This window comes from Phenylobacterium sp., assembly GCF_016793225.1.
In the GTDB taxonomy this organism is placed as follows: Bacteria; Pseudomonadota; Alphaproteobacteria; order Caulobacterales; family Caulobacteraceae; genus Phenylobacterium.
The window spans coordinates 51647-75116 of sequence record NZ_JAEUMN010000022.1; the positions used below are offsets into that span (position 1 = coordinate 51647).

Genomic DNA, 23470 nt, shown 5'->3' on the forward strand with positions numbered 1-23470 from the left:
CGCTCCGGGGCGATCCTTCGACATCAAACGATCACGGGGTGACGCATGGCGCGCGCAGCGACGGCCGCAGCCGGTAAGCGCAAGGCCAACGGGGCGGACGCGACGTCCGTCACGAAGGACGAACTCCTCAAATACTACCGCGAGATGCTGCTCATACGGCGCTTCGAGGAGCGGGCGGGCCAGCTCTACGGCATGGGGCTCATCGGCGGGTTCTGCCACCTCTACATCGGCCAGGAGGCCATCGCGGTGGGCTGCGAAGCGGCCAAGCGGCCCGGCGACCAGTTCATCACCGGCTATCGCGACCACGGCCACATGCTGGTGGCGGGGATGGATCCGCGCGAGGTGATGGCCGAGCTCACCGGCCGGATCGGCGGGTCGTCCAAGGGCAAGGGCGGCTCGATGCACATGTTCTCGACCGAGGCCGCGTTCTACGGCGGCCACGGCATCGTGGGCGCGCAGGTGGCGCTGGGCACGGGCCTTGCGCTCGCCAACAGCTATCGCGAGGACGGCAAGGTCAGCTTCGCCTTCTTCGGCGACGGGGCGTCCAATCAGGGCCAGGTCTACGAGAGCTTCAACATGGCCGCGGTCTGGAAGCTGCCGGTCATCTACGTGATCGAGAACAACCAGTACGCCATGGGCACGGCCATCGACCGGTCGACGTCCGAGGTCGAGCTCTACAAGCGCGGCATCTCGTTCAACATCCCCGGCGAGCAGGTGGACGGCATGGACGTCACCGCCGTGAAGGCGGCGGCGCAGCGGGCCTGCGACCACTGCCGGTCGGGCAAGGGGCCGTACATCCTCGAGATGAAGACCTACCGCTACCGCGGCCACTCCATGAGCGACCCGGCCAAGTACCGCACCCGGGAGGAGGTGGACGAGGTCCGCAAGACCCGCGACCCGATCGACCATGTGGAGGAGATGCTGGAGAAGAACGGCTGGGCCGACGAGGCCACGCTGAAGGCCATCGACGCCGAGGTGAAGAAGATCGTCGCCGACGCCGCCGAGTTCGCCCGGACCAGCCCCGAGCCGGATCCGTCCGAGCTCTACACCCACGTCTACACGACCGTCGAACAGGGGGCCTGAGCCGTGACCGACATCCTGATGCCGGCGCTCTCGCCCACGATGGAAGAGGGCACGCTCGCCAAGTGGCACGTGAAGGTGGGCGACCAGGTCCGTTCGGGCGACGTGATCGCCGAGATCGAGACCGACAAGGCGACCATGGAGGTCGAGGCCGTCGACGAGGGCGTCGTCTCCGAGATCCTGGTGCCCGAGGGCACGGAGGAGGTGAAGGTCAACACCCCCATCGCCCGGCTGGGCGGCGAGGGCGGCGCGGCCAAGGCGGCGCCGGAGCCGACGCCGCAGACGCAGCCCGCGCCCATGCAGACGGCGGCAGGCGACCCCGAGAAGCAGCCGCCCGAGGCGGCGAAGCCGCGGCCGGAAGGCGAGGGCGCTACGCCCGTCACGCCGAAGCCCGCCCTGAAAGACCCCGAGCTGCCCGAGGGCGTGAACCTGGTGAAGGTCACCGTCCGCGACGCCCTGCGCGACGCCATGGCCGAGGAGATGCGCCGGGACGGCGACGTCTTCCTGATGGGCGAGGAAGTCGCCCAGTACCAGGGCGCCTACAAGGTCAGCCGCGGCCTGCTCGAGGAGTTCGGGCCCAAGCGGGTCATCGACACCCCGATCACCGAGCACGGCTTCGCGGGCCTCGGCGTCGGCGCCGCCATGGCGGGGCTGAAGCCGATCGTCGAGTTCATGACCTTCAACTTCGCCATGCAGGCGATCGACCACATCATCAACTCGGCGGCCAAGACGCTCTACATGTCGGGCGGCCAGATCAAGACGTCGATCGTCTTCCGCGGACCCAACGGCGCCGCCGCCCGCGTGGCGGCGCAGCACAGCCAGGACTACGCCGCCTGGTACGGCCATGTGCCGGGCCTGAAGGTGATCGCGCCCTACGACGCGGCCGACGCCAAGGGGCTGCTCAAGGCCGCGATCCGCGACCCGAACCCCGTGGTCTTCCTGGAGCATGAGATGCTCTACGGCCAGGAGTTCGACGTGCCCGAAGGGATCGACTGGGTCGTCCCGATCGGCAAGGCCAAGGTTCGGCGCGAGGGGAGCGGCGTCACGCTGGTGGCCTACTCCCGCATGGTGGGCTTCTGCCTGCAGGCGGCCGAGGAGCTGGCCAAGCACGGGATCGAGGCCGAGGTGGTCGACCTGCGCACGATCCGCCCCATGGACATCGAGACCGTCGTCGAGAGCGTGAAGAAGACCAATCGGCTGGTGACGGTCGAGGAAGGCTGGGGCCCCATGGGCGTCGGCGCCGAGGTCTGCGCCAAGGTCACCGAGCTCGCGTTCGACTATCTCGACGCCCCGCCGATGCGGGTGACCCAGGAAGATGTCCCGCTGCCCTACGCCGCCAACCTCGAGGCGCTCTCGATGCCCTCGGTCGACCGGATCGTGAAGGCGGCCAAGGCCGTGAGCTACAGGTCGTGAGCCAGAGCCCGTTCCAATGGCGGGCGGGCGGGTGCCACTGCGGCGGGGTCCGCTTCGAGGTGGCGTTGCCGGGTCGTGTCGAGGCGCAGAGCTGCAACTGCTCCATGTGCGCCAAGACCGGCTTCGTGCACATCATCGTGCCGGAGAGCCGCTTCCGGCTGACCAAGGGCGCCGACCGGCTGGCCGAGTACACGTTCAACACCCGCGTGGCGAAGCACCTGTTCTGCTCGGAGTGCGGGATCAAGAGCTTCTATCGCCCCAGGTCCAACCCGGACGGCTGGAGCGTGAACGCCCGCTGCCTCGACACGGTCGAGGGGCTGGAGATCGTCATCGAGGCCTTCGACGGCCAGAACTGGGAGGCCAACGCAGCCGGCCTCGCCCATCTCTCCAGGGAGCCCGCATGAGCCGTCTGCACGGTCAGTGCCACTGCGGCGCCGTGCGCGTCGCGATCGAGGGTGTAGCGGCGGCCGACCTGCCGCTCCGCGCCTGCCAGTGCGGCTTCTGCCGCCGGCACGGCGCCATCTCCACCAGCCATCCGGACGCGCAGATCACGTTCATCGGCGGCCGGCTGCACCACTACCGGTTCGGGCACCGCAAGTCGGACTACATGTTCTGCGCCGAGTGCGGCTGCTACGTGGGCGCGACGGTGATCATCGACGGCGAGCGCTACGCCATCCTGAACGTCACGGGCGTCGACCTCCAGGGCTTCGACGGCCGCACGCCGGAACCCCACGTCTTCGACGACGAGACGCCGGAGGAACGCGCGCAACGGCGCAAGGCGCGCTGGTCGCCGGCCGAACTGACCGAACTGCAACCGAGCGTCTGAGAGCCGAGAGACGACATGCCCATCGACGTCCTGATGCCCGCCCTTTCGCCCACGATGGAGGAGGGCACGCTCGCCAAGTGGCACGTCAAGAAGGGCGACAAGGTCAGCTCGGGCGACGTGATCGCCGAGATCGAGACCGACAAGGCCACCATGGAAGTCGAAGCGGTCGACGAGGGCGTGGTCGAGGACATCCTGGTCGCCGAGGGAACCGAGGGCGTGAAGGTCAACACGCCCATCGCCCGTCTTTCCGGCGAGGGTGAGCCCGCCGCGCCGGCGTCCGCGCCCGCCGCGGCGGCAAGCTCCGCCCCCGCGCCGGCGGCGCCGAAGGCGTCGGAGGGGGCGCAGGCCCCAGCCCCGACACCCGCGCCTGCGGCCGGCCCCAGCGCCCCCTCCCGGTCCCCCTCGCCCGCGAGCGGGGGAGGCGCTGAGGGCCGCATCTTCGCCTCGCCCCTGGCGCGCCGCCTGGCCGAGCAGAAGGGGGTCGACCTCGCCGCGGTGCAGGGCTCGGGCCCGCACGGGCGCATCGTGAAGGCCGACATCGACAAGGCCCAGCCGGGGGCGGCGAAGCCCGCGCCCGCCGCCGCCGAGGCGCCGCCGGCCGCCAAGCCTGCGCCGGCCGCCGCGCCGCGCGAGCACAAGACCCTGGAACAGATGGGCATCGCCCCCGGCAGCTACGACCTCGTTCCGCTGGACGGGATGCGCAAGACGGTCGCGCGGCGGATGACCGACAGCTTCCGCGACGTGCCGCACTTCCCGCTGACCGTGGACATCGAACTGGACGCGCTGCTGGCCGCCCGGGCGCGCATCAACCAGATCCTCGAGAAGGACGGGATCAAGGTCAGCGTGAACGACATGGTCATGAAGGCCGCCGCGGTGGCCCTGAAGCGCGTGCCCGAGGCCAACGCCAGCTACACGCCCGAAGGCATCGCCATGCACCATCACGCCGACATCGCCATGGCGGTGGCCGTGCCCGGCGGGCTGATCACCCCCATCATCCGCGCCGCCGAGACCAAGGGCGTGGGCCAGATCGCCACCGAGGCCAAGGACCTGGCCGAGCGGGCCCGGACCAAGAAGCTGAAGCCCGAGGAGTTCCAGGGCGGCACCTTCAGCGTCTCGAACCTCGGCATGTTCGGCATCAAGACCTTCGCCTCGATCATCAACGAGCCGCAGGGCGCCATCCTGTCGGTGGGCGCCGGCGAGAAGCGGCCCGTGGTGCGCGGCGATGAACTGGCCATCGCCACCGTCATGTCCGTCACACTGACCTGCGACCACCGCGTGGTGGACGGCGCGGTGGGCGCCCGCTGGCTCGCCGCCTTCAAGGCGCTGATCGAAGAGCCGCTGACCATGATCGCCTGAGGGGGCTGGCATGAGCACGATCTACGACTTCACGGCCGAGACCATCGACGGGCAGCCGGCGCCGCTGGCGAATTACCGCGGCAAGGTGATGCTGATCGTGAACACCGCCAGCCAGTGCGGCTTCACGCGCCAGTACGGCGGGCTGGAAGACCTGTACCGCAAGCACCGCAACCGCGGCTTCGTCGTGCTGGGCTTTCCCTGCAACCAGTTCGGCGCGCAGGAGCCGGGCGACGCCGATGAGATCAAGACCTTCTGCTCGCTGACCTACAACGTGGACTTCCCCCTGATGCGGAAGATCGACGTGAACGGCCCTTCCGCCCACCCCCTCTACGTCTGGCTGAAGGGGCAGAAGAAGGGGATCCTCGGCACCGAGGGCATCAAGTGGAACTTCACCAAGTTCCTGGTCGACCGGAACGGACAGGTGGTCGGACGCTTCGCGCCCACCGTTGAACCCAAGGCGCTGCACGGCGCGATCGAGAGGCTCCTCTGATGGCCGACGCCTTCGACGTCATCGTGATCGGTTCGGGGCCGGGAGGCTACGTGACCGCCATCCGGGCGAGCCAGCTCGGCATGAAGACCGCCATCGTCGAACGCGCCGAGCTGGGCGGCATCTGCCTGAACTGGGGCTGCATCCCCACCAAGGCGCTGCTGAAGTCCGGCGAGGTCTACGAGCAGCTCGACCACCTGAAGGACTACGGCCTCTCGGTGGAGAAGAAGGCGTTCGACTTCGACGCCGTCGTCCAGCGTTCGCGCAAGGTCGCCGCCCAGTTGAACTCGGGCGTGGGCTTCCTCATGAAGAAGCACAAGATCGAGGTGGTCCAGGGCGTCGCCAGGCTGGAGAAGGGCCAGGCCGCGCCGACCGTCGTCGTGGGCGACCGGCGGCTGACCGCCAAGCACGTGATCCTCGCCACCGGCGCCCGGGCGCGCACCATCCCCGCCATCGGCCTCGAGCCCGACGGCGAGCGCATCTGGACCTATCGCGAGGCCCTGGTCCCGAAGGCGGCGCCGAAAACCATGGTGGTCATCGGGTCCGGCGCCATCGGCATGGAATTCGCGAGCTTCTACAGGGCGCTCGGGTCGGAAGTTACAGTCGTCGAGATGATGCCTCGCATCCTGCCCGTCGAGGACGAGGAGGTCTCCAAGGCCGCCCACAAGAGCTTCGAGAAGCGCGGGATCAGGTTCCGCGTGCCGGCGTCGGTGAAGAAGCTCAGCAAGACGGCCAAGGGCGTGGCGCTGGAGATCGAGGCCGGCGGCAAGGCCGAGACCCTCGAGGCCGACGTCTGCATCGTGGCGGTCGGCATCGTCGGCAACGTCGAGGACCTGGGTCTCGAGGACCTGGGCGTGAAGGTCGAGAAGACCCACGTGGTCACCGACAGCCACGGCGCCACGGGCGTGCCGGGCCTCTACGCGATCGGCGACGTGGCCGGACCGCCCTGGCTCGCGCACAAGGCCAGCCACGAGGGCGTGCACTGCATCGAGCATATCGCGGGTCTCAAGCCCTCGAACCTGACCGCCCCGATCCCGGGCTGCACCTACACGACGCCGCAGATCGCCTCAGTCGGCGTCACGGAAGCCCAGGCCAGGGAGCAGGGACTGGAGCCGAAGGTGGGCCGCTTCCCGTTCCGCGTGAACGGCAAGGCCATCGCCGCCGGCGAGACGGACGGCTTCATCAAGACAGTGTTCGACGGCAGGACCGGCGCGCTCATCGGCGCGCACATGATCGGCCACGAGGTCACCGAGATGATCCAGGGCTTCGCCATCGCCATGACGCTGGAGGCCACGGAAGCCGAGCTGCACGCCACGGTGTTCCCGCACCCCACCATGAGCGAGGCCATGCACGAGGCGACCCTCGACGCCTATGGCAAGGTCCTGCACATCTGAAATCCCTCCCCGTGGGGAGGGACCGGCGGCGCAGCCGACAGGGCGGGGCCGTATTGATCCAGCTCGGCGCTTGGAGACGGAGTCGGGGACCGACCGCCACTTCCCAACCCTGGCTCGCGGAGGATCTAGGCCGCCCGCTGGAGCTCGGCGTCCACGATCCGCTGGATGGCCGGATAGTCGGTCTTGCCGGTGCCGAGCACCGGGATCTCCTGCACCTTGATGATCTTGCGCGGCACCGTGAGCTCGGGCGCTCCGATCTGCTGGGCGTAGGCCACCAGCGGCGCTGCGTCGGCGTCGCGGCGGTCGGTGACCAGGATCAGGCGCTCGCCCTTCTTGGGGTCGGGCAGGGCGATGACCGCGTGCCGGCAGTCGGGCCACACCGCCGACGCCAGGTCCTCGGCGGCGGTGAGGGACACCATCTCGCCGCCGATCTTGGCGAAGCGCTTCACGCGGCCGAGGATCTTGATCCACTGATCGTCGGTCATCGACACCACGTCCCCGGTGTCGTGCCAGCCGCCCGACGGCGCGTCCACGCCGCCCTGGGCGTTCAGGTAGCCGGCCATGACGTTCGGGCCGCGGACCAGCAGCTTGCCGCCGCCCGGGATGCCCTCCACCGGCTCCAGCCGCGTCTCCATGCCCGGCAGCAGCTTCCCGACGGTGCCCCGCCGGTTGTCGGCCGGCAGGTTCACCGCGATCACCGGCGAGGCCTCGGTGGCGCCATAGCCCTCCAGGATCGGGATGGGACCGAACTTCTCGGCGATGAGGTTGTGGGTCTCTTCCCGGACCTTCTCGGCGCCGCAGACCACGAAGGTGAGGCCGGCCAGCTCGTCGCGATCGGCCGAGCGGGCGTACTGGTTCAGGAAGGTGTCGGTGGCGAACAGCACCGCTGCCTTGGTGTCCTTCACCAGCGGCGGGATCTGCTTGATGTGCAGCGGCGAGGGATACTGGAACGCCTTCATCCCCTCGAGGATGGGCAGCAGCGCGCCGCCGGTCAGGCCGAAGCAGTGGAAGATCGGCAGCGGGTTGAAGAACACCCAGTTCGGGTCGAGCCGGATGTGCGCGGCCACCTGCTTGGCGTTGGAGACCAGGTTGGCCTGGCTCAGGACCACGCCCTTGGGCGTGCCGAAGCTGCCGGACGTGAAGAGGATCACCCCCGGGTCGCTGGGCCGCGTGGCGGCGCGGAACGACTTCGGCAGGGCCCCGGCGGCCGCGGCGAACAGCCGGTCCGACAGGCCCACCGTCTTCCGGACGTCCTCCAGGTAGACGACGTTGGTGAGCGTCTCGAGGGCGTCGATCAGGTCGTGGAGCTTGCCCTGCTCGACGAAGCGATGGGACGTCAGCACGGTCTTGACGCCCGCCAGTTCGCAGGCCGCCTTCAGGTTCCGGATGCCGGACGTGAAGTTGAGCATGGTCGGCACGCGGCCGAAGGCGTGCAGGGCGAAGAAGGTGACCACGCCGCCCGAGCTGGACGGCAGCATCACGCCCACGCGCTCGCCCTTGTCGGTGAACGCCGCGATCTTGCGGCCGAGCGCGAACGCGGCCCGGATCAGGTCGAGGTAGGAGAGGGGACTACGCTCCTGGTCCTCCAGGATCGGCTTCCTGGCCCCGTGCTTCCGTGCGGAAGCGACCAGGGCGTCAAAGATTGTGGACTGCGCAGCTGCGCTGTCGAACGCGCTCAAGGGCGATCGCTCCCAATATTGTCGTTGGCGGGAACCTACAGAGCGCCGTTCCGCCTGAAAAGCTTGGTTACCTGCCGTGATCGCGGGCCGGACCCAGAGACGCGCTTGATCCGGCGGCCCGGACGGACGATCTAGGGGCCATGGCCGTGGTCATCGACACCGTCTCCGGCAAGGCGCCGCGTCCGCGGCATCCGGAGAAGCAGAACCGTCCCGAGACGCCGATCCTGCGCAAGCCCGAGTGGCTGCGCGTCCGCGCGCCGGGGTCGGCCGGCTACAACGCCACCCGCGAGATCGTGAAGGGCCATGGCCTCATCACCGTCTGCGAGGAGGCGGCCTGCCCGAACATCGGCGAGTGCTGGTCGAAGAGCCACGCCACCATGATGATCATGGGCGAGGTGTGCACCCGGGCCTGCGCGTTCTGCAACGTGGCGACCGGCAAGCCGAATCCGCTGGATCCCACCGAGCCCGCCCGCGTGGCCGACGCGGTGGCCAAGATGGGCCTGCGCCACGTGGTCATCACCTCGGTCGACCGCGACGACCTGGCCGACGGCGGCGCGGCGCACTTCGCCGCGGTCGTGGGAGCGATCCGCGCGGCCTCGCCCGGCACGACCATCGAGATCCTCACCCCGGACTTCCTGCGCAAGCCGCTCGAGGCGGTGCATGCGGTGATCGACGCGCGGCCCGACGTCTTCAACCACAACCTCGAGACCGTGCCGCGGCTCTACCTGCCGATCCGCCCGGGCGCGCGCTACTACAACTCGCTACGCCTGCTGGAACGGGTCAAGGAGCGCGACCCCGAGCAGTTCACCAAGTCCGGCATCATGGTCGGCCTGGGCGAGGCGAAGGAGGAGGTGATGCAGGTGATGGACGACATGCGTTCCGCCGGCGTCGACTTCATCACCATCGGCCAGTACCTGCAGCCGACCCGAAAGCACGCGCCGATCGACCGGTTCGTGCACCCCGACGAGTTCAGGGCCTATGAGGAGATCGCCAGGGCCAAGGGCTTCCTTGTGGTCTCTTCCAGCCCGCTGACGCGCTCGTCGCACCACGCCGACGAGGACTTCGCCCGGCTGCAGGCGGCGCGCCGGGCGCGGGACGCGGCGTAGGTTGCAGCACCACGTCTCGCGCGTGCTGCCGTACACGCCCGACCAGCTCTTCCAGCTTGTCGGCGATGTGGACCGCTACCCCGAGTTCGTGCCCTGGATCACCGCCATGCGCACGTGGAACCGGCGGCAGGTCCGCGACGACGCCGACCAGCTGGACGCCGAGGCCGGCGTCGGCTTCTCGTTCCTGAAGGAGCGCTTCGCCACCCGTGTGCTCCGCGACGGGGCCGCCCGGCAGATCGACGTCAACCTGCTCTCGGGCCCGTTCCGCAGGCTGGTGAACCGCTGGCGCTTTCTGCCGGACGACGCCGGCACGCGGATCGAGTTCGACATCGACTTCCAGTTCAAGTCGCGTCTGCTGGACGGCCTCCTGGCCGCCAATTTCCACCACGCGGTGGAACGCCTGATGCGCTGCTTCGAGGATCGCGCGAAGGCGCTCTACGGCTAGGCGCGCCGCCGCCGCCCCACTCAGGACCCTTTCGGGATCGTCCTCCGGCGCGCCGCGCGGGTGGCGAGCATGACGACGAACCCTGCCGCCAGGACGCCGGCCAGCGCCGGAAGCTCCTTCGTCGCCCCGAACGCGACCACGGCCGCCATGGACAGGATCGCCGCGACGGCGGCGACGCGGGCGAAGGGCAGGCGGAAGGCGGCCGGCGGCGCCTGGGCGCGGCCCACCAGCCGGATCAGCGCGACGCAGGCCAGGATGTAGACCACGAGCCGCGCCGCCGTGGACATGGTCAGCGCGCTCAGCAGGTCGCTGACCATGCCGGCGCCGAAGCCGACGAGGCTCGAGACCACGATGGCCACGTGCGGCGTCCGCCAGCGCGGATGGATCCTGGCGAGCAGCGCAGGAACCTCCCCATGCTCGGCCAGCGCCAGCAGGTTGCGGGGCATGGAGACCACGATCACGAGGAGGGTGCCGAGGGTGACGGCCAGGGCGCCCGCCGAGACCACGGCGGCGCCGAGCGGCCCGTAGAGGGTCCGTCCGGCCTCGGCGAAGGGGCGATCGTTGGCGGCTGGGTCCGCGAGCACCCCCACGCAGGCCACGAAGGCGAGGGCGAAGACCGCCGTCACGAGGGCCAGGGCGAAGAGCAGGCTCGCCGGCACGTCGCGCCGCGGGTCCCGCGCCTCGCCGGCGACGAGCGCGGCGCGCTCGAAGCCCGAGTACCCGAAGATGAAGATCAGCATGGCCTGGATGAAGGGCGTGGCCGCGGGCGGCGGCGCGGCGGGCGCGAGGCGGTCCATCTGCGCGAACGGCAGGACGGCGGCCAGGAAGAGCGCGATGAAGGCCAGCTTGACGGCGATGACGAGGTTGCTCGCGCCGGCCGCCTGCCGGATGCCCACCAGGACGATCCCCGTGCAGACCAGCCCGACGGCGCCCAGGGCGAGGATCCGCCCCGCGCCCTCGCCCAATGCGGGCACGTAGCCGGCCAGGTAGCTGACGAAGAGGTTGCTGAGGGTCGCGGCGCCCAGCGCCTGGGCCACCCAGAGCATCCAGCCCGAGGCGAAGGCGATCCAGGGCGGCAGCGCGGCGCGAGCGTACAGGTAAGGCCCGCCGGTCCCGCTGAACCGGCTGCCGAGCTCGGCGAAGCACAAGATCACCGGCAGCACGGCCAGGGCGCTGGCCAGCAGCACCAGGAGGCCCCAGCCGTCGACGAGGCCGTAGACCTTGGCCGGGGCGGTCAGCATGCCCGCGCCCAGCATGACGTTCAGCAGGAACCCGATGATGTCGCGCCGACGCAGGGCGCGGACCAGCTGGCCTTCGGCGGCCGCCGGCTCGGCGGACGAGAGCGCGCCGTCTGCCTTCACGGCTACTTCGACGTCACACGGTCGCGCAGCATCTGCAGGGCGGCCTGCACGGCGCCCAGCTGGACGCCCTCGCGGGTCTCCTCCTCGAAGAAGTGCTCCTCGTGCACGAGCCGCTGGTTCGTTCGCGCCGTGGCGATGTGGACCGTGCCCACCGGCTTCAGCCGCGTCCCGCCGGCGGGACCCGCCACGCCGGTGATCGCCACCGAGATGTGGGCGTTGGACGCTTCCAGCGCGCCCTCGGCCATCATGCGCGCGACCGGCTCGGAAACCGCGCCCAGGTCGGCGATCAGGTCGCCGGGCACGCCCAGCAGCTCCTGCTTGGCCCGGTTCGAATAGGTGACGAACCCGCGTTCGAACACATCGGACGAGCCGGGGATGGAGCAGATGGCGCCCGCCACCAGGCCGCCGGTGCAGCTCTCGGCGGTGACGATCCGGAGCGAACGCTCGCGCGCCTCGTCGATGAGAAGCCGGGCCAGGGTGACGATCTCCAGGTTGAACATCGACATGCCTTGGTCCCCTTTACCGTGCGCCGCTCTGCACAGAGCATCGACAGGCCACTCCGTTCAAGGCGATTCGAGACCCATGACCACGCTCGCCGCCGCGCCTGCGGCCCGCCAACCGCCCGCGGCGCTCTTCGTGCTCACGGTGTTCACGAGCGCCGCGCTGGTGTTCCTGGTCCAGCCGATGGTCGCCAAGCTGGTGCTGCCGCTGCTGGGCGGAAGCCCGTCGGTCTGGAACACCTCGATGGCGTTCTTCCAGATCGCCCTCCTGGCCGGCTACTTCTACGCCCACCTCCTGCAGCGCATCCCGTCCGTACGGGCCCAGGCCATGACGCACGTCGCGGCCCTGCTGATCGCCGCCGTGGCGCTGCCCCTGCGGGTGAACGGGCTGGCGGGCCCGCCCTCGTCCGACCATCCCAACCTCTGGCTGCTGGCGGTCCTGGCGCTCTCGATCGGCGCCCCGTTTGCGATCCTGTCCGCCACCGCGCCGCTGGTGCAGGCCTGGCATGCGCGCACCCTCGGGAGCATCGAGGGCAAGGAGCCCTATGCGCTCTACGCCGCGTCCAACCTGGGCAGCCTGATCGCGCTCCTGGCCTATCCCGTCGTGGTCGAGCCCACGATGACGCTGGTGGGGCAGCGCATGGGATGGAGCGCAGGCTACGGCCTGTTCGTGGTGGTGATCGGGGTCCTGGCGGTCGCGGTCTCACGCGTCCGCGCCGAGGCGGCCGAGGCGGCGATCACGACCGAGCCGCCCCCCTCGTGGCGCACGCGCGCCATCTGGGTCGGGCTGGCGGCCATTCCGTCCAGCCTGATGCTGGGGGTGACCACCTACATCACCACCGACGTGGCCTCGGCGCCCTTCCTCTGGGTGCTGCCGCTGGCGCTCTACCTGACCACCTTCATCATCGCCTTCCAGGACAGGCCCGCCATCCCGCCGGAGGTGACCCTGACGCTGCAGGCCGCGGCCATCGCCGCCTGCGCGGCGATCCTGCCGTTCCGCTCGACGCTGTTCGCATTCCTGCTGTTCGTCCACCTGGCGGCCTTCTTCCTCACCGCGCTCATGTGCCACCAGCAGCTCGTGGCGCGCCGGCCGGATCCGGCGCACCTCACGGAGTTCTATCTCTGCCTCTCGCTCGGCGGCGTGGTCGGGGGCGCCTTCAACGCCTTCCTGGCGCCGGTCATCTTCAACGACGTGTGGGAGTATCCCATCGTCCTGGCGCTGGCCTGCCTGGCGCGGCCGTGGGGCGACCTGCAGCGGGTCCCCATCTGGACGTGGGCGATGCTGATCGTGGGCGTGGCCGCCGCGGCCCTGACCCCCGTGGCGGTCACCTTCGCCAGCCGCACGATGTCCACCGAGGAGATCGTCGGCCGCTTCGATCCGGCCGAACTCTTCGACATGGGCCTGAAGACACTGCTGGTCCTGGCGGTGCTGGCCGCCTTCCTGGTGCGCCGCCACGCGCTGTTCATCTTCGCGATCGTCGCGATCCTGAGCTATGCGGCCGAAACGGCGGCCGACCGGACCGACACGCGCAAGAGCTGGCGCAGCTTCTTCGGCGTCCTCAAGCAGTCCGAGACCTATGTGAGCACGGTGGGGCGCGTGAAGATGCTGGCCCACGGCACCACCCTGCACGGGGCGCAGTCGCAGGACCCCCGCTACATGTGCAAGCCGCTGGTCTACTACACGCCGAACACCCCCATCGGCCAGGTCTTCGCCCTCAAGCAGCAGGCCTCGCCGGGCCTCCGCATCGGCGCCGTCGGCCTGGGCACGGGCTCGGTCGCGGCCTACGTCCGCGAGCGCGACCACCTCACGTTCTTCGAGATCGATCCGCTGGTGGTGAAGGTCTCCACGACCGTCGAGAACTTCAGCTACACGACCCTCTGCGCCAAGAGCCTCGTCGACTATGTGATCGGCGACGCGCGCCTGACCGTGGCGAAGCAGCCCGCCGGCAGCTTCGACATCCTGCTCATCGACGCCTTCTCGTCGGACGCGGTGCCCGCCCACCTGCTGACGGTCGAGGCGGTGCGGGGCTACCTGTCGAAGCTGAGGCCGGACGGCGTCCTGATCCTGCACCTCTCGAACCGCAACCTCGACCTGATGAACCCCGCCCAGGCCGTGGCCCGCGCCGCCGGCGGCTACGCGCTCGCGCAGAACTACCGTGCGCCCGACAAGGACCCTCCGGGAACCTGGGACTCCTCGGAGGACGCGGTGATCGTGGCCCGCAGCCCCGAGGCGCTCGCCGCCTTCCAGGCCACGGGCAAGTGGGCGGACGGCAACCCGTTCAAGGCCCGGCCCTGGACCGACGACTACACGAACCTCGCGGGCGCCCTCTACGCCAACCTCAAGGGGCGCTGGACCTGGCTGCCGTGACCCGGCCTGACGTCGGCGTCGGGGCGACCTAGGCCGGCGTCTCAACGGTCGCCACGGCCTGGGCCAGGAGGCCCTCCTGGCGGCCGGTGAAGCCCATGCCCTCGGTCGTGGTCGCCTTGACGCTGACGCGCTCGACCGGGATCTCCAGGATCGCGGCGATCCGCGCGCGCATGGCGTCGCGATGAGGCCGGATCCTGGGCCGCTCGCAGACGAGGGTGACGTCCACGTTGACGATCCGGCCGCCCCGGGCGGCGACCCTGTCGGCGGCGTGCTTCAGGAACCGGTCGGACGAGGCCCCCTTCCACCGCTCATCCGTGGGCGGGAAGTGCTCGCCGATGTCGCCGTCCCCGACCGCTCCGAGGATCGCGTCCGTCAGCGCGTGCAGGCCGCAGTCGGCGTCCGAGTGGCCGATCAGGCCGTGGTCGTGCGGGATGAGGACGCCGCAGAGCCAGACCGCGTCGCCGGGGCCGAAGCGGTGGGCGTCGACGCCCTGGCCCATGCGCACGATGCGCTGGCCGCCGGCGAGTTGCTCGGCCATCAGGAAGTCCTCCGGGTAGGTGAGCTTCAGCAGCATCGGGTCGCCGGCCACCAGGGCGACCGCGCCGCCCGCCCGCTCCAGCACCGAGGCGTCGTCGGTCGGCTCCTCGCCCGCGGGCCAGGTCCGGTAGGCGGCCTTCAGCCTGTCGTGCCGGAACGCCTGGGGCGTCTGGGCGCGCCAGAGGCCGTCGCGCGAGACGGTCGCGGTGACCACGCCGTCGCCGCGCTTCAGCGTGTCGGGCACGGGCGTCGCGGGGATGGCGCCGTCGGCGCGCTCCAGAGCGGCCAGCAGCCGCTCGACGTGCGCGCGGGCGACGAAGGGTCGGGCCGCGTCGTGGATCAGGACCGCGTTGTCATCCGCCGCCGTCAGGGCGGCGAGGCCCGCCTGCACGGATGCGGCGCGCGTCGAACCGCCAGCCACGGCCGTCCACCCGGCGAGGCCCGCGAGCGCGCCCTCCACCTGCGCAAGCCGGTCCGCGGCCACCACCACGACCACCTGCTCGGCGCCCGCGCTCAGCAGCCCCTCGACCGACCAGCGCAGGATCGGTCGTCCGCCCAGGCGGCGCCAGGCCTTGGGATCGCCGGGCCCCGCGCGGAGACCTTCACCGGCTGCAACGACGACGGCGGAGAATTTCATCGCGTGGCTCATAGGGAAGCGGGGCGACTTATTCCAGCTTTCACGCTTTACGGCGCCGCAGCATTGTGCCTAGAAATGGGGCATATGTACGTGATTAGAAAATGAGCAAAGAACTCGAGGTCGGGGGCGTCAAGGTCGCGGGACGGGTCTGGATCGCCCCGATGACGGGGGTGTCTGACCTGCCGTTCCGCCGCGCCGCGACACGCCTCGGCGCCGCCTATGTCTCGACCGAGATGGTCGCATGCGCCGAGCTGGCCAGGGGCCGGCCCGACGTGGTTCGCCGCGCGGCGGTGGGGGAGGGGCTCCCGCTCACGGTCATCCAGCTGGTCGGCCGCGATCCCCAGGCGATCCGCGAGGGCGCGCGCATGGCGGCGGCCGCCGGCGCCGACATCGTGGACCTGAACTTCGGCTGCCCGGCCCGCGAGGTCACCGGCGGTCACGGCGGCTCGGCGCTCATGCGCGAGCCCGCCCTGGCGCTGGAGCTGATGGAGGCCGCCGTCACCGCGGTGGATGTCCCGGTGACGGTCAAGATGCGCCTGGGCTGGGACGACGCCTCGCGCAACGCGCCCGAGTTGGCCGCGGCGGCCGAACGGATCGGGGTCCGTGCGATCACCGTCCACGGGCGGACCCGCTGCCAGTTCTACAAGGGCCAGGCCGACTGGGCCGCCATCGCCGAGGTCAAGGCGGCGGTGTCGACCCCGGTGATCGCCAACGGCGACATCGTCGACGGCCGGACGGCCCGGGCCGCCCTGGCCGCGTCCGGCGCAGACGCCGTCATGATCGGGCGCGGCGTCTACGGGCGCCCGTGGATCGCCGCCGAGATCGAGGCCGAGCTGGACGGCCGCGCCTTCACGCCGCCCGACGCCGACGCGCGCCTCGCCATCGCCGTCGCCCACCTGCGGGACAGCATCGACTTCTACGGAGAACGGCTGGGCCTGCGGATCTTCCGCAAGCACCTGGCCGCCTACATCGAGAACGCCCCCTGGCCCGCGGACCCCGCGGCCCGGCGCGAGGCGCGCGCGGCGCTCTGCCGCCTGGAGGACGCCCGATCGGTCGAACGGGGGCTCGAAGCCCTCTGGATCGCACCCGACCGGAGACTGGCCGCATGACCGGCACGACACGCTTGCAGACCCGCGGCGTCGAGATGGACGCCCTGAAGGCGCAGGCCTTCGAACTTTCGCCCGACCCGGCCCTGGTGGTGAGCCGGGACGGCGCCCTGGTGGCCGTGAACGAGGCCGCGGAAGGCCTGTTCGGCCAGGGCCTCGGCCTGCTTGCCCGCGGCCGCTTCCGCGCGGCGTTGCCGCCGGGCTCGGCCCTGGTCTCGCTGCTCAACCGCGCCATCGAGGAGGACGGCCGCGTCCGCGAGCGCGGCGTCCAGATCAGCCTTTTCGGCCTGCCGCCCTTCGAGGCCGACGGCGCGGCGGCCCCGCTGGGCGACGGCTCGGTGCTGCTGACCCTGTCGGTGAAGGGCGGGCTCGGCAACGAGCGCAGCGCGCACGAGGCCGCCGGCCTCCGCTCCCTGGTCGGACTCGGCCGCATGCTGGCGCATGAGATCAAGAACCCGCTGGCGGGGATCCGGGGCGCGGCCCAGCTGCTGAAGAGCGGCGCCAAGGCCGAGGACGCGCCGCTGGCCCAGCTCATCGTGGACGAGACCGATCGCGTCCGCCGGCTGGTCGATCGCATGGAGGCCTTCTCGGACGACGCCCTGCCGTCGCTCAGCCCGATCAACATCCACCAGGTGCTCGACCGCGTCCGCGCCCTGGCCGCCAACGGCGTGGCGGACGGACTGGGGCTGAAGGAGATCTACGACCCGTCGCTGCCGCCCGTGCTGGGCGACGAGGACCAGCTGATCCAGGTCTTCCTGAACCTCGTGAAGAACGCCGCCGAGGCCGCCCACGCCCGCGGCGACGACCGGGGCGAGGTCTCGATCCACACCGCTTACCGGCACGGCGTCCGCGTCCGCTCGGCGAAGGGCCAGGCGCTTCGGGGCGCCCCGATCGAGGTCCGCATCCAGGACAACGGGCCGGGCATCCCCGAGCACATCCGCGAGAGCCTGTTCCAGCCGTTCGTGACGTCCAAGGCCAACGGCGCGGGCCTCGGCCTCGCGCTCGTCGCCAAGCTCGTGGCGGCGCACGGGGGCCTCATCGATTTCGAATCCGAACCCGGGCGCACCGTCTTCCGCGTGCTCCTGCCCATCGCTTCCGCCGACGACACCTACCTGGATGCGCCCGAATGAACGCGGCCTCGAAGAAGATCCTGATCGCCGACGACGACTCGTCGATCCGCCTGGTCCTGTCGCAGGCGTTCACGCGCCTGGGCTATCAGGTGCGCGCGACGGGCAACGCCACGACCCTGCTGAAATGGGTGAGCGACGGGGAGGGGGACCTCGTCGTCACCGACGTCGTCATGCCCGACGAGAACGTCTTCGACGTCCTGCCCCGCATCCGCAAGCAGCGGCCCAAGCTGCCGGTGATCGTGATGAGCGCGCAGAACAACCTCATCACCGCCGTCAACGCGGCGGAGGTCGGCGCTTTCGAGTACGTGCCGAAGCCGTTCGACCTCGACGACATGACCTCGGCCGCCAGGCGGGCGCTGGCGCGGCCCGCGGACGCTGAAGCGTCCAAGGCGCAGGCGCGTGCGGTCCGCGATGACCGGCTGCCGCTGATCGGGCGCTCGGGTCCGATGCAGGACGTGTACCGGACCATCGCCCGGCTCGTGGGCGCCGACCTGACGGTGCTGATCACCGGCGAGAGCGGCACGGGCAAGGAACTGGTCGCGCGCGCCCTCCACGACATGGGGCGGCGGCGCGACGGCAAGTTCGTCGTCATCAACCTGGCCGCCACCCCGCGCGAGCGCGTCGAGAGCGAGCTCTTCGGCAAGGAGGAGGGCGACTTCGGGAAGCTGGTGGAGGCTGACGGCGGGACGCTGTTCCTGGACGAGATCGGGGACATGCCGCTCGACGCTCAGACGCGCCTGCTCCGGGTCATCGACGGGTCGGAGCCGGCGTTGAACCCCAAGACCGGCCGCCGGCCGAACGTGCGCATCATCGCCGCCACGAACCGCGACCTGCGCGCCCTGATCCAGCAAGGCCTCTTCCGCGAGGACCTCTTCTTCCGCCTGAACGTCGCCCCTCTGCGCCTGCCGCCGCTGCGGGACCGCGCCGAGGACATCCCCGACCTCGCCCGAGCCTTCCTGCTGCGCGCCAACCGCGAGGGCCTGCCGGCCAAGACCATCGACGCCGGCGCGCTGGACCGCCTGAAGCGCCACAGCTGGCCCGGCAATGTCCGCGAACTGGAGAACCTCGTGCGCCGCATCTGCGCGCTCTACGGCGAGGACCTGATCACCGCGCGTATCATCGAGAAGGAACTCTCCGACCAGCAGCCCGTGATGCAGGGGCAGGAGGGTCCGGCCACCCTGTCGCAGCTCGTCGAGCAGAAGCTGGCCGGCTACTTCGCCGATCAGCCCGACGGGATACCGCCCGCCGGCCTGTACGACCGGGTTCTCGAGGAGGTGGAGCGGCCGCTCATCCAGCTCACGCTGGCCGCCACCCGGGGCAACCAGGTGCGCGCCGCCGAGATCCTCGGCCTCAACCGCAACACCCTGCGCAAGAAGATCCAGGATCTCGGCGTGGAGATGGCCCGGGGCCGCCGGTAGGGCCATCCCCGGCCGCCTGTCGCGGCGTTCAGGCTGCGCTGTGCGTCCGCGCAACATAGGTGTTGATTTTGGAGCACAGGTCCCTAGGCTCCGCACGCGATGGCGTTGCTTGCCCACCCCGCGTTCCGGCATCCGGCGCTGACCCGGATCCGAGCCGCGCTCCAGTCCCGGCTCGCGCTCGGCGTGGGCTATGGCCTGGCGGCTCTGCTGACGGGCGTGGCCATCTTCCTCGCCGCGTCGCCGCCCGAGAAGGGGCCGCTGGGCCCGGCCAGCGACGTGATCCTCACGGTCCTGTTCCTCAACCTCGTCCTGATCCTCTTCCTGCTGGTCTCGGTAGGCACGCGGATCTTCGAGCTGCTCGACGCCCGGTCCTCCGATGCGGGCGCGCGCCTGCATGTGCGGTTCGTGGGGCTGTTCGCGGCGGCGGCCCTCGTTCCGGCGGCGGTCGTGCTCATCTTCTACGGGCTCGTGGTCTCCAGCGGGGTCGAGAAGTGGTTCTCGCAGCGGGTGCAGACCGTGGTCGAGAACTCCGCGACCGTCTTCCAGTCCTACATCGACGAGCAGACCGGCTACATCCGCGACCATGTGATTCCCATGGCCGGCGACCTCAACCGCGAGGCGGCGGGGATCGCGGAGAAGCCCGACAGCGCCGGGAGCTACCTGGAGGCGCTGGCGTCGTTCCACGCCTTCCCGGCCGCCTACCTGGTGGACCGCCAGGGCCGGGTCCTCGCCCGGGCCGAGGCGTCGGGCGCTCCGCCGTACGTGCTGCCGTCCCAGGCCGCCTACGCCGCCGCCGACCAGAGCGAGATCTACATCCCGAACTTCGACGCGGGCGTGATGCGGGGGCTCTACAAGCTGACCGCGTTCAACGACGTCTACCTGTACGTGACCCGGCCGCTGAAGCCCGGGATCATGGGCTACATGCGGGAGTCCGAGTCCGAGCTCGCCTCGTACCGGGACGTGGCCAAGAACCGCGAGCGCATCCAGGCGATCTTCGTCCTGAGCTACGCCGAGACCGCCATGCTGGTGCTGGTCGGCGCGGTTTGGCTCGGGCTTGCCGCCGCCAACTCCATCACCGCGCCCATCAGCCGGCTCGTGCAGGCGGCGGGGCGGGTCGCCGGCGGCGACCTGTCGGCCCGTGTGGACGCCGAATCCGATCCCGCCGAGATCGCCGTGCTGTCGCGCGCCTTCAACAGCATGACCCACGACCTGCAGGCCCAGCAGGAGGCCCTGCGCCGGGCCGGCGAGGAAGCCGAGGAGCGGCGCCAGTTCATCGAGACGGTGCTGGCCGAGGTCAGCGCGGGCGTGATCGGCCTGGACCCGGACGGGCGCATCTCGGTCACCAACCGCCAGGCGTCCGTGCTGCTCGCGCTGCCGCGCGACCAGGGCCGCGGCCGCCGCCTGGCCGACGTGGTGCCCGAATTCGCCGAGCTTGCGGCGGCGGGCCGCTCCGGGGAGGCCGAGGAGGAGATCGACATCACCCGCGGCCGCGACCAGCGGCGGCTTCGCGTCCGGGCGAGCCAGTCCGAGGGCGGCCTCGTGTTCACCTTCGACGACGTCACGCGTCTGGTCGCCGCCCAGCGGAACGCCGCCTGGCGCGACGTGGCCCGGCGGATCGCCCACGAGATCAAGAATCCGCTGACGCCGATCCAGCTCTCGGCCGAGCGCCTGCGGCGCAAGTACCGCAAGGACATCGCGCCCGCCGAGCTGGAGACCTTCGATCGCTGCACCGACACCATCGTGCGCCAGGTCGGCGACATCGGCCGGATGGTGGACGAGTTCTCGTCCTTTGCGCGCATGCCCGCGCCCAAGTTCGCCCGGCTGGACGCCGCCGAGCTCCTTCGCGCGGCGGTGTTCGCGCAGCGCGTCGCCAGCCCCGACTTCGAGGTGGTGCTCGAGGAGCCGCTCCATGAGGCCGCGCTGCACGCCGACGGGCGCATGATCGGCCAGGCTCTCACCAACGTGCTGAAAAACGCGGCCGAGGCGGTCGAGGGGCGGCGGGCGAAGGAGCCCAAGCTCAAGGGCCGGATCGTCGCGCGGCTGGTCTCCGACGAGCACGGCGTGGCGTTCGAGGTCGAGGACAACGGCGTCGGCCTGCCGGCCAAGGACCGCGACCGGCTCACCGAGCCCTACGTCACGACCCGCGAGAAGGGCACTGGCCTGGGCCTCGCGATCGTGAAGCGGATCCTGGAGGACCACGGGGGCGAACTCGAGCTGGCCGACGCCCGTGCCGGGCAGGGGGCCCTGGCGGTGCTGCGTCTGCCGGCGGCGGCCGCCCAGCGCCTCGCGAGGCCGCCGGCGGCCGTATCTGCGGAATAGAGGTGAAAGATGGCGTCTGACGTTCTGGTGGTCGACGACGAGGCCGATATCCGCGAGCTGGTCGCGGGGATCCTCACGGATGAGGGGTACGACGTCCGCACGGCCAACGACTCCGAAAGCGCGCTTGCCGCCGTCCGGGCCCGCAAGCCTGCGCTGCTGATCCTCGACATCTGGATGTCGGGCGGCGGGATGGACGGCCTGGAGCTGCTGGACCTGGTCAAGACCCTCGACGGGGACCTGCCGGTCATCATGATCTCGGGGCACGGCAACATCGAGACCGCGGTCTCGGCCATCAAGCGGGGCGCCTACGAGTTCCTGGAGAAGCCCTTCAAGTCCGACCGGCTGATCCTGGTGGTCGAACGGGCGCTCGAGGCCGCGAACCTGCGGCGCGAGAACCGCAGGCTGCGCGCCCAGGCGATCACGCCCGAGGGTCTGCTGGGCCGCTCGATGGCCGCGCAGCAGCTGCGCCAGATGATCGCCAAGCTGGCGGGCGCCAACAGCCGGGTCCTCATCTCGGGCCCGCCGGGCTCGGGCAAGGAGACCGTGGCGCGGCTGATCCATGGCGGCAGCCACAGGGCCCGCAACGAGTTCGTGCCGATCTCGGCCGCCGGCATGACGCCCGAGCGCATGGACGTCGAGCTCTTCGGTGAGGAGGGCGCGGGCGGCCGCCCCGCCAAGATCGGCGTCTTCGAGCGCGCCCACGGCGGCACGCTCTACCTCGACGAGGTGGCGGACATGCCGCGCGAGACGCAGAGCCGCATCCTGCGCGTCCTGGTCGAGCAGCGCTTCCGCAGGGTGGGCGGCGACGCCGACGTGCAGGTCGACGTCCGGGTGATCTCGTCCACCTCGCGCGACCTGCGCGAGGAGATCTCCGCCGGGCGCTTCCGGGAGGACCTGTTCCATCGGCTGAACGTGGTGCCGGTGAACGTCCCGGGGCTCTCCGAGCGCCGCGAGGACATCCCCGAGCTCATCGAGGACTTCATCACCCGCATCTGCGACGCCTCGGGCCTGCCCAAGCGGCGGCTGTCGGACGACGCGCTGGCCATGCTGCAGGTCCGCGCCTGGCCGGGGAATCTTCGCCAGCTGCGCAACAACGTCGAACGGATGCTGATCCTGGCGTCCGGCGCCGTCGGCGATCCGATCACGGCGGACATGCTGCCGCCGGAGGCTTCCGTGAACGACCAGTCCGGGTCGCTGGGCGCCGAGCGGATCATCGCCCTGCCGCTGCGCGAGGCGCGCGAGGTCTTCGAGCGCGAATACCTCAACGCCCAGATGCTGCGGTTCTCGGGCAACATTTCGCGCACCGCCGCCTTCATCGGCATGGAGCGGTCGGCGCTGCATCGCAAGCTGAAGTCCCTGGGCCTGTCGGGCGCCCGGGCGCTGGAATCCGAGGAGCTCTAGGGGGCCATGAGCCGCATCGCCTACGTCAACGGCCGCTTCGTTCCGAAGAGCCAGGCCACCGTCCATATCGAGGATCGCGGCTACCAGCTGGCCGACGCCGTCTACGAGGTGTGGGCCCTGTTCGACGGCAAGTTGGCCGATCCCGAGGGCCACTTCGCGCGCCTCGAGCGCAGCCTCTCGGAGTTGCGCATCGACATGCCCATGAGCCGTAAGGCGCTGACCACGGTCCTGCGCGAGACCGTGCGCCGCAACCGGATCCGCGAGGGCCTGGTCTACCTGCAGGTCAGCCGCGGGGTCGCCCGCCGCGACCACGCCTTCCCGACCGTTCCGACGCCGCCTGCCGTGGTCGTCACCGTGAGCCGGGTGGACCGCGCGGCCACCGAGGCGCGGGCCGCCGCCGGGGTCGCCGTCGTGACCACCCCCGAAAACCGCTGGGGCCGCTGCGACATCAAGACCGTCGGCCTGCTGCCCAACGCCCTGGCCAAGCAGAAGGCCCGCGAGGCCGGGGCGGTCGAGGCCTGGTTCGTCGACGACCTGGGGCTCGTGACCGAGGGCGCATCCTCCAACGCGTGGATCCTCGACGGCGACGGCGTGCTGCGCACCCGCGACACCCAGGCCAACATCCTGCGGGGCGTCACCCGCCTGTCCCTCCTGGACGTCGCCCGCGAGGCGGGGCTGAAGGTCGACGAGCGGCCGTTCACGCCCGACGAGGCCGTGCAGGCGCGGGAGGCCTTCATCACGGGCGCCGGCACGCTGGTGCTGCCGGTCACCCGGATCGACGGCAAGCCGGTCGGCGACGGCAAGGTCGGGCCGGTGGCCTCGCGACTGCGGCAGCTCTATATCGAGCGGGCCAAGGCGACCGCGATCTAGGTTATGCGTTGACCTCTCTCGGGCGGATTTCCTGCAA

The 23470-nt window shown here is 70.8% G+C and carries 20 protein-coding genes; 16 read left to right on the forward strand and 4 right to left on the reverse strand.

Annotated features, from left to right (window positions below; genetic code table 11):
- The first annotated feature begins 45 nt into the window (after positions 1-45).
- Genes pdhA through lpdA form a run of 7 tightly spaced genes read left to right on the forward strand, consistent with a single transcriptional unit; the run spans position 46 to position 6556 of the window.
- On the forward strand, positions 46-1083 hold the full coding sequence (gene pdhA / locus JNK30_RS02345) for a pyruvate dehydrogenase (acetyl-transferring) E1 component subunit alpha (RefSeq protein ID WP_293479781.1): 1038 nt from the start codon (positions 46-48) through the stop codon (positions 1081-1083).
- 3 nt (positions 1084-1086) lie between these two features.
- Entirely contained in the window at positions 1087-2493 is a 1407-nt protein-coding gene (locus JNK30_RS02350; RefSeq protein WP_293479783.1) for a pyruvate dehydrogenase complex E1 component subunit beta, read from the forward strand.
- Positions 2490-2897 carry a GFA family protein gene (locus JNK30_RS02355; RefSeq protein WP_293479785.1) on the forward strand — a complete coding sequence of 136 codons (408 nt, stop codon included), beginning with the start codon at positions 2490-2492 and terminating at the stop codon, positions 2895-2897. The genes JNK30_RS02350 and JNK30_RS02355 overlap by 4 nt, the downstream gene beginning before the upstream one ends.
- Positions 2894-3319 carry a GFA family protein gene (locus JNK30_RS02360; protein WP_293479787.1) on the forward strand — a complete coding sequence of 142 codons (426 nt, stop codon included), beginning with the start codon at positions 2894-2896 and terminating at the stop codon, positions 3317-3319. The genes JNK30_RS02355 and JNK30_RS02360 overlap by 4 nt, the downstream gene beginning before the upstream one ends.
- Before the next feature lie 15 nt (positions 3320-3334).
- On the forward strand, positions 3335-4675 hold the full coding sequence (locus JNK30_RS02365; RefSeq protein WP_293479789.1) for a pyruvate dehydrogenase complex dihydrolipoamide acetyltransferase: 1341 nt from the start codon (positions 3335-3337) through the stop codon (positions 4673-4675).
- A 10-nt stretch (positions 4676-4685) separates the two neighbouring features.
- Positions 4686-5165 carry a glutathione peroxidase gene (locus tag JNK30_RS02370; RefSeq protein WP_293479791.1) on the forward strand — a complete coding sequence of 160 codons (480 nt, stop codon included), beginning with the start codon at positions 4686-4688 and terminating at the stop codon, positions 5163-5165.
- On the forward strand, positions 5165-6556 hold the full coding sequence (gene lpdA / locus JNK30_RS02375; protein WP_293479793.1) for a dihydrolipoyl dehydrogenase: 1392 nt from the start codon (positions 5165-5167) through the stop codon (positions 6554-6556). Before JNK30_RS02370 ends, lpdA begins: the two co-directional genes overlap by 1 nt.
- 125 nt (positions 6557-6681) lie before the next feature.
- Here lpdA and JNK30_RS02380 read toward each other — a convergent pair whose 3' ends face one another.
- Complete coding sequence (locus tag JNK30_RS02380; RefSeq protein ID WP_293479795.1) at positions 6682-8235, reverse strand: AMP-binding protein; 1554 nt, start codon at positions 8233-8235, stop codon at positions 6682-6684.
- Between the two features lie 140 nt (positions 8236-8375).
- Between JNK30_RS02380 and lipA the strand changes: the two genes are divergently transcribed.
- Together lipA and JNK30_RS02390 are read left to right on the forward strand one after the other, a co-directional pair.
- On the forward strand, positions 8376-9341 hold the full coding sequence (gene lipA / locus JNK30_RS02385; RefSeq protein ID WP_293479797.1) for a lipoyl synthase: 966 nt from the start codon (positions 8376-8378) through the stop codon (positions 9339-9341).
- 1 nt (position 9342) lies between these two features.
- A complete protein-coding gene (locus tag JNK30_RS02390; protein ID WP_293479799.1) occupies positions 9343-9786 on the forward strand; it encodes an SRPBCC family protein in 444 nt (147 codons plus the stop codon).
- A 20-nt stretch (positions 9787-9806) separates the two neighbouring features.
- On the opposite strand, the gene JNK30_RS02395 is transcribed toward JNK30_RS02390, so the two are convergent.
- Positions 9807-11147 (reverse strand): APC family permease, encoded by a 1341-nt coding sequence (locus JNK30_RS02395; RefSeq protein WP_293479801.1) that lies wholly within the window; start codon positions 11145-11147, stop codon positions 9807-9809.
- Positions 11148-11149: 2 nt separating this feature from the next.
- Positions 11150-11647: a CinA family protein gene (locus tag JNK30_RS02400; RefSeq protein WP_293479896.1), complete on the reverse strand. Its 498-nt coding sequence runs from the start codon at positions 11645-11647 to the stop codon at positions 11150-11152.
- A gap of 82 nt (positions 11648-11729) precedes the next feature.
- On the opposite strand from JNK30_RS02400, the gene JNK30_RS02405 reads away from it, so the two are divergent.
- Entirely contained in the window at positions 11730-14015 is a 2286-nt protein-coding gene (locus JNK30_RS02405; protein ID WP_293479803.1) for a spermidine synthase, read from the forward strand.
- Between the two features lie 28 nt (positions 14016-14043).
- Here JNK30_RS02405 and JNK30_RS02410 read toward each other — a convergent pair whose 3' ends face one another.
- Entirely contained in the window at positions 14044-15189 is a 1146-nt protein-coding gene (locus tag JNK30_RS02410) for a bifunctional 2-C-methyl-D-erythritol 4-phosphate cytidylyltransferase/2-C-methyl-D-erythritol 2,4-cyclodiphosphate synthase (RefSeq protein ID WP_293479805.1), read from the reverse strand.
- A gap of 101 nt (positions 15190-15290) precedes the next feature.
- On the opposite strand from JNK30_RS02410, the gene dusB reads away from it, so the two are divergent.
- From dusB to JNK30_RS02440, 6 genes are all read left to right on the forward strand, one after another.
- Positions 15291-16298, forward strand: coding sequence for a tRNA dihydrouridine synthase DusB (gene dusB, locus JNK30_RS02415; RefSeq protein WP_293479807.1), 1008 nt, complete (start codon positions 15291-15293; stop codon positions 16296-16298).
- A 35-nt stretch (positions 16299-16333) separates the two neighbouring features.
- Complete coding sequence (locus tag JNK30_RS02420) at positions 16334-17425, forward strand: ATP-binding protein (protein ID WP_293479898.1); 1092 nt, start codon at positions 16334-16336, stop codon at positions 17423-17425.
- Positions 17422-18843 (forward strand): nitrogen regulation protein NR(I), encoded by a 1422-nt coding sequence (ntrC, locus tag JNK30_RS02425; protein WP_293479809.1) that lies wholly within the window; start codon positions 17422-17424, stop codon positions 18841-18843. Before JNK30_RS02420 ends, ntrC begins: the two co-directional genes overlap by 4 nt.
- Positions 18844-18942: 99 nt before the next feature.
- Positions 18943-21162 carry a PAS domain-containing sensor histidine kinase gene (locus tag JNK30_RS02430; protein ID WP_293479811.1) on the forward strand — a complete coding sequence of 740 codons (2220 nt, stop codon included), beginning with the start codon at positions 18943-18945 and terminating at the stop codon, positions 21160-21162.
- A gap of 9 nt (positions 21163-21171) precedes the next feature.
- The gene (locus tag JNK30_RS02435) at positions 21172-22563 is read left to right on the forward strand and encodes a sigma-54 dependent transcriptional regulator (protein WP_293479813.1); all 1392 of its coding nucleotides are present in this window, start codon (positions 21172-21174) and stop codon (positions 22561-22563) included.
- 6 nt (positions 22564-22569) lie between these two features.
- Positions 22570-23433, forward strand: coding sequence for a D-amino-acid transaminase (locus JNK30_RS02440; RefSeq protein ID WP_293479815.1), 864 nt, complete (start codon positions 22570-22572; stop codon positions 23431-23433).
- Positions 23434-23470 lie beyond the last annotated feature (37 nt).

Excerpts from the sequence above, each read along its gene's own strand:
- pdhA (WP_293479781.1), top strand. The coding sequence starts at position 46 with ATGGCGCGCGCAGCGACGGCCGCAGCCGGTAAGCGCAAGGCCAACGGG.
- JNK30_RS02360 (WP_293479787.1), top strand. The coding sequence starts at position 2,894 with ATGAGCCGTCTGCACGGTCAGTGCCACTGCGGCGCCGTGCGCGTCGCG.
- JNK30_RS02365 (WP_293479789.1), top strand. The coding sequence starts at position 3,335 with ATGCCCATCGACGTCCTGATGCCCGCCCTTTCGCCCACGATGGAGGAG.
- JNK30_RS02370 (WP_293479791.1), top strand. The coding sequence starts at position 4,686 with ATGAGCACGATCTACGACTTCACGGCCGAGACCATCGACGGGCAGCCG.
- lpdA (WP_293479793.1), top strand. The coding sequence starts at position 5,165 with ATGGCCGACGCCTTCGACGTCATCGTGATCGGTTCGGGGCCGGGAGGC.
- lipA (WP_293479797.1), top strand. The coding sequence starts at position 8,376 with ATGGCCGTGGTCATCGACACCGTCTCCGGCAAGGCGCCGCGTCCGCGG.
- JNK30_RS02400 (WP_293479896.1), bottom strand. The coding sequence starts at position 11,647 with ATGTTCAACCTGGAGATCGTCACCCTGGCCCGGCTTCTCATCGACGAG.
- JNK30_RS02405 (WP_293479803.1), top strand. The coding sequence starts at position 11,730 with ATGACCACGCTCGCCGCCGCGCCTGCGGCCCGCCAACCGCCCGCGGCG.
- JNK30_RS02410 (WP_293479805.1), bottom strand. The coding sequence starts at position 15,189 with ATGAAATTCTCCGCCGTCGTCGTTGCAGCCGGTGAAGGTCTCCGCGCG.
- dusB (WP_293479807.1), top strand. The coding sequence starts at position 15,291 with ATGAGCAAAGAACTCGAGGTCGGGGGCGTCAAGGTCGCGGGACGGGTC.
- JNK30_RS02420 (WP_293479898.1), top strand. The coding sequence starts at position 16,334 with ATGGACGCCCTGAAGGCGCAGGCCTTCGAACTTTCGCCCGACCCGGCC.
- ntrC (WP_293479809.1), top strand. The coding sequence starts at position 17,422 with ATGAACGCGGCCTCGAAGAAGATCCTGATCGCCGACGACGACTCGTCG.
- JNK30_RS02430 (WP_293479811.1), top strand. The coding sequence starts at position 18,943 with ATGGCGTTGCTTGCCCACCCCGCGTTCCGGCATCCGGCGCTGACCCGG.
- JNK30_RS02435 (WP_293479813.1), top strand. The coding sequence starts at position 21,172 with ATGGCGTCTGACGTTCTGGTGGTCGACGACGAGGCCGATATCCGCGAG.
- JNK30_RS02440 (WP_293479815.1), top strand. The coding sequence starts at position 22,570 with ATGAGCCGCATCGCCTACGTCAACGGCCGCTTCGTTCCGAAGAGCCAG.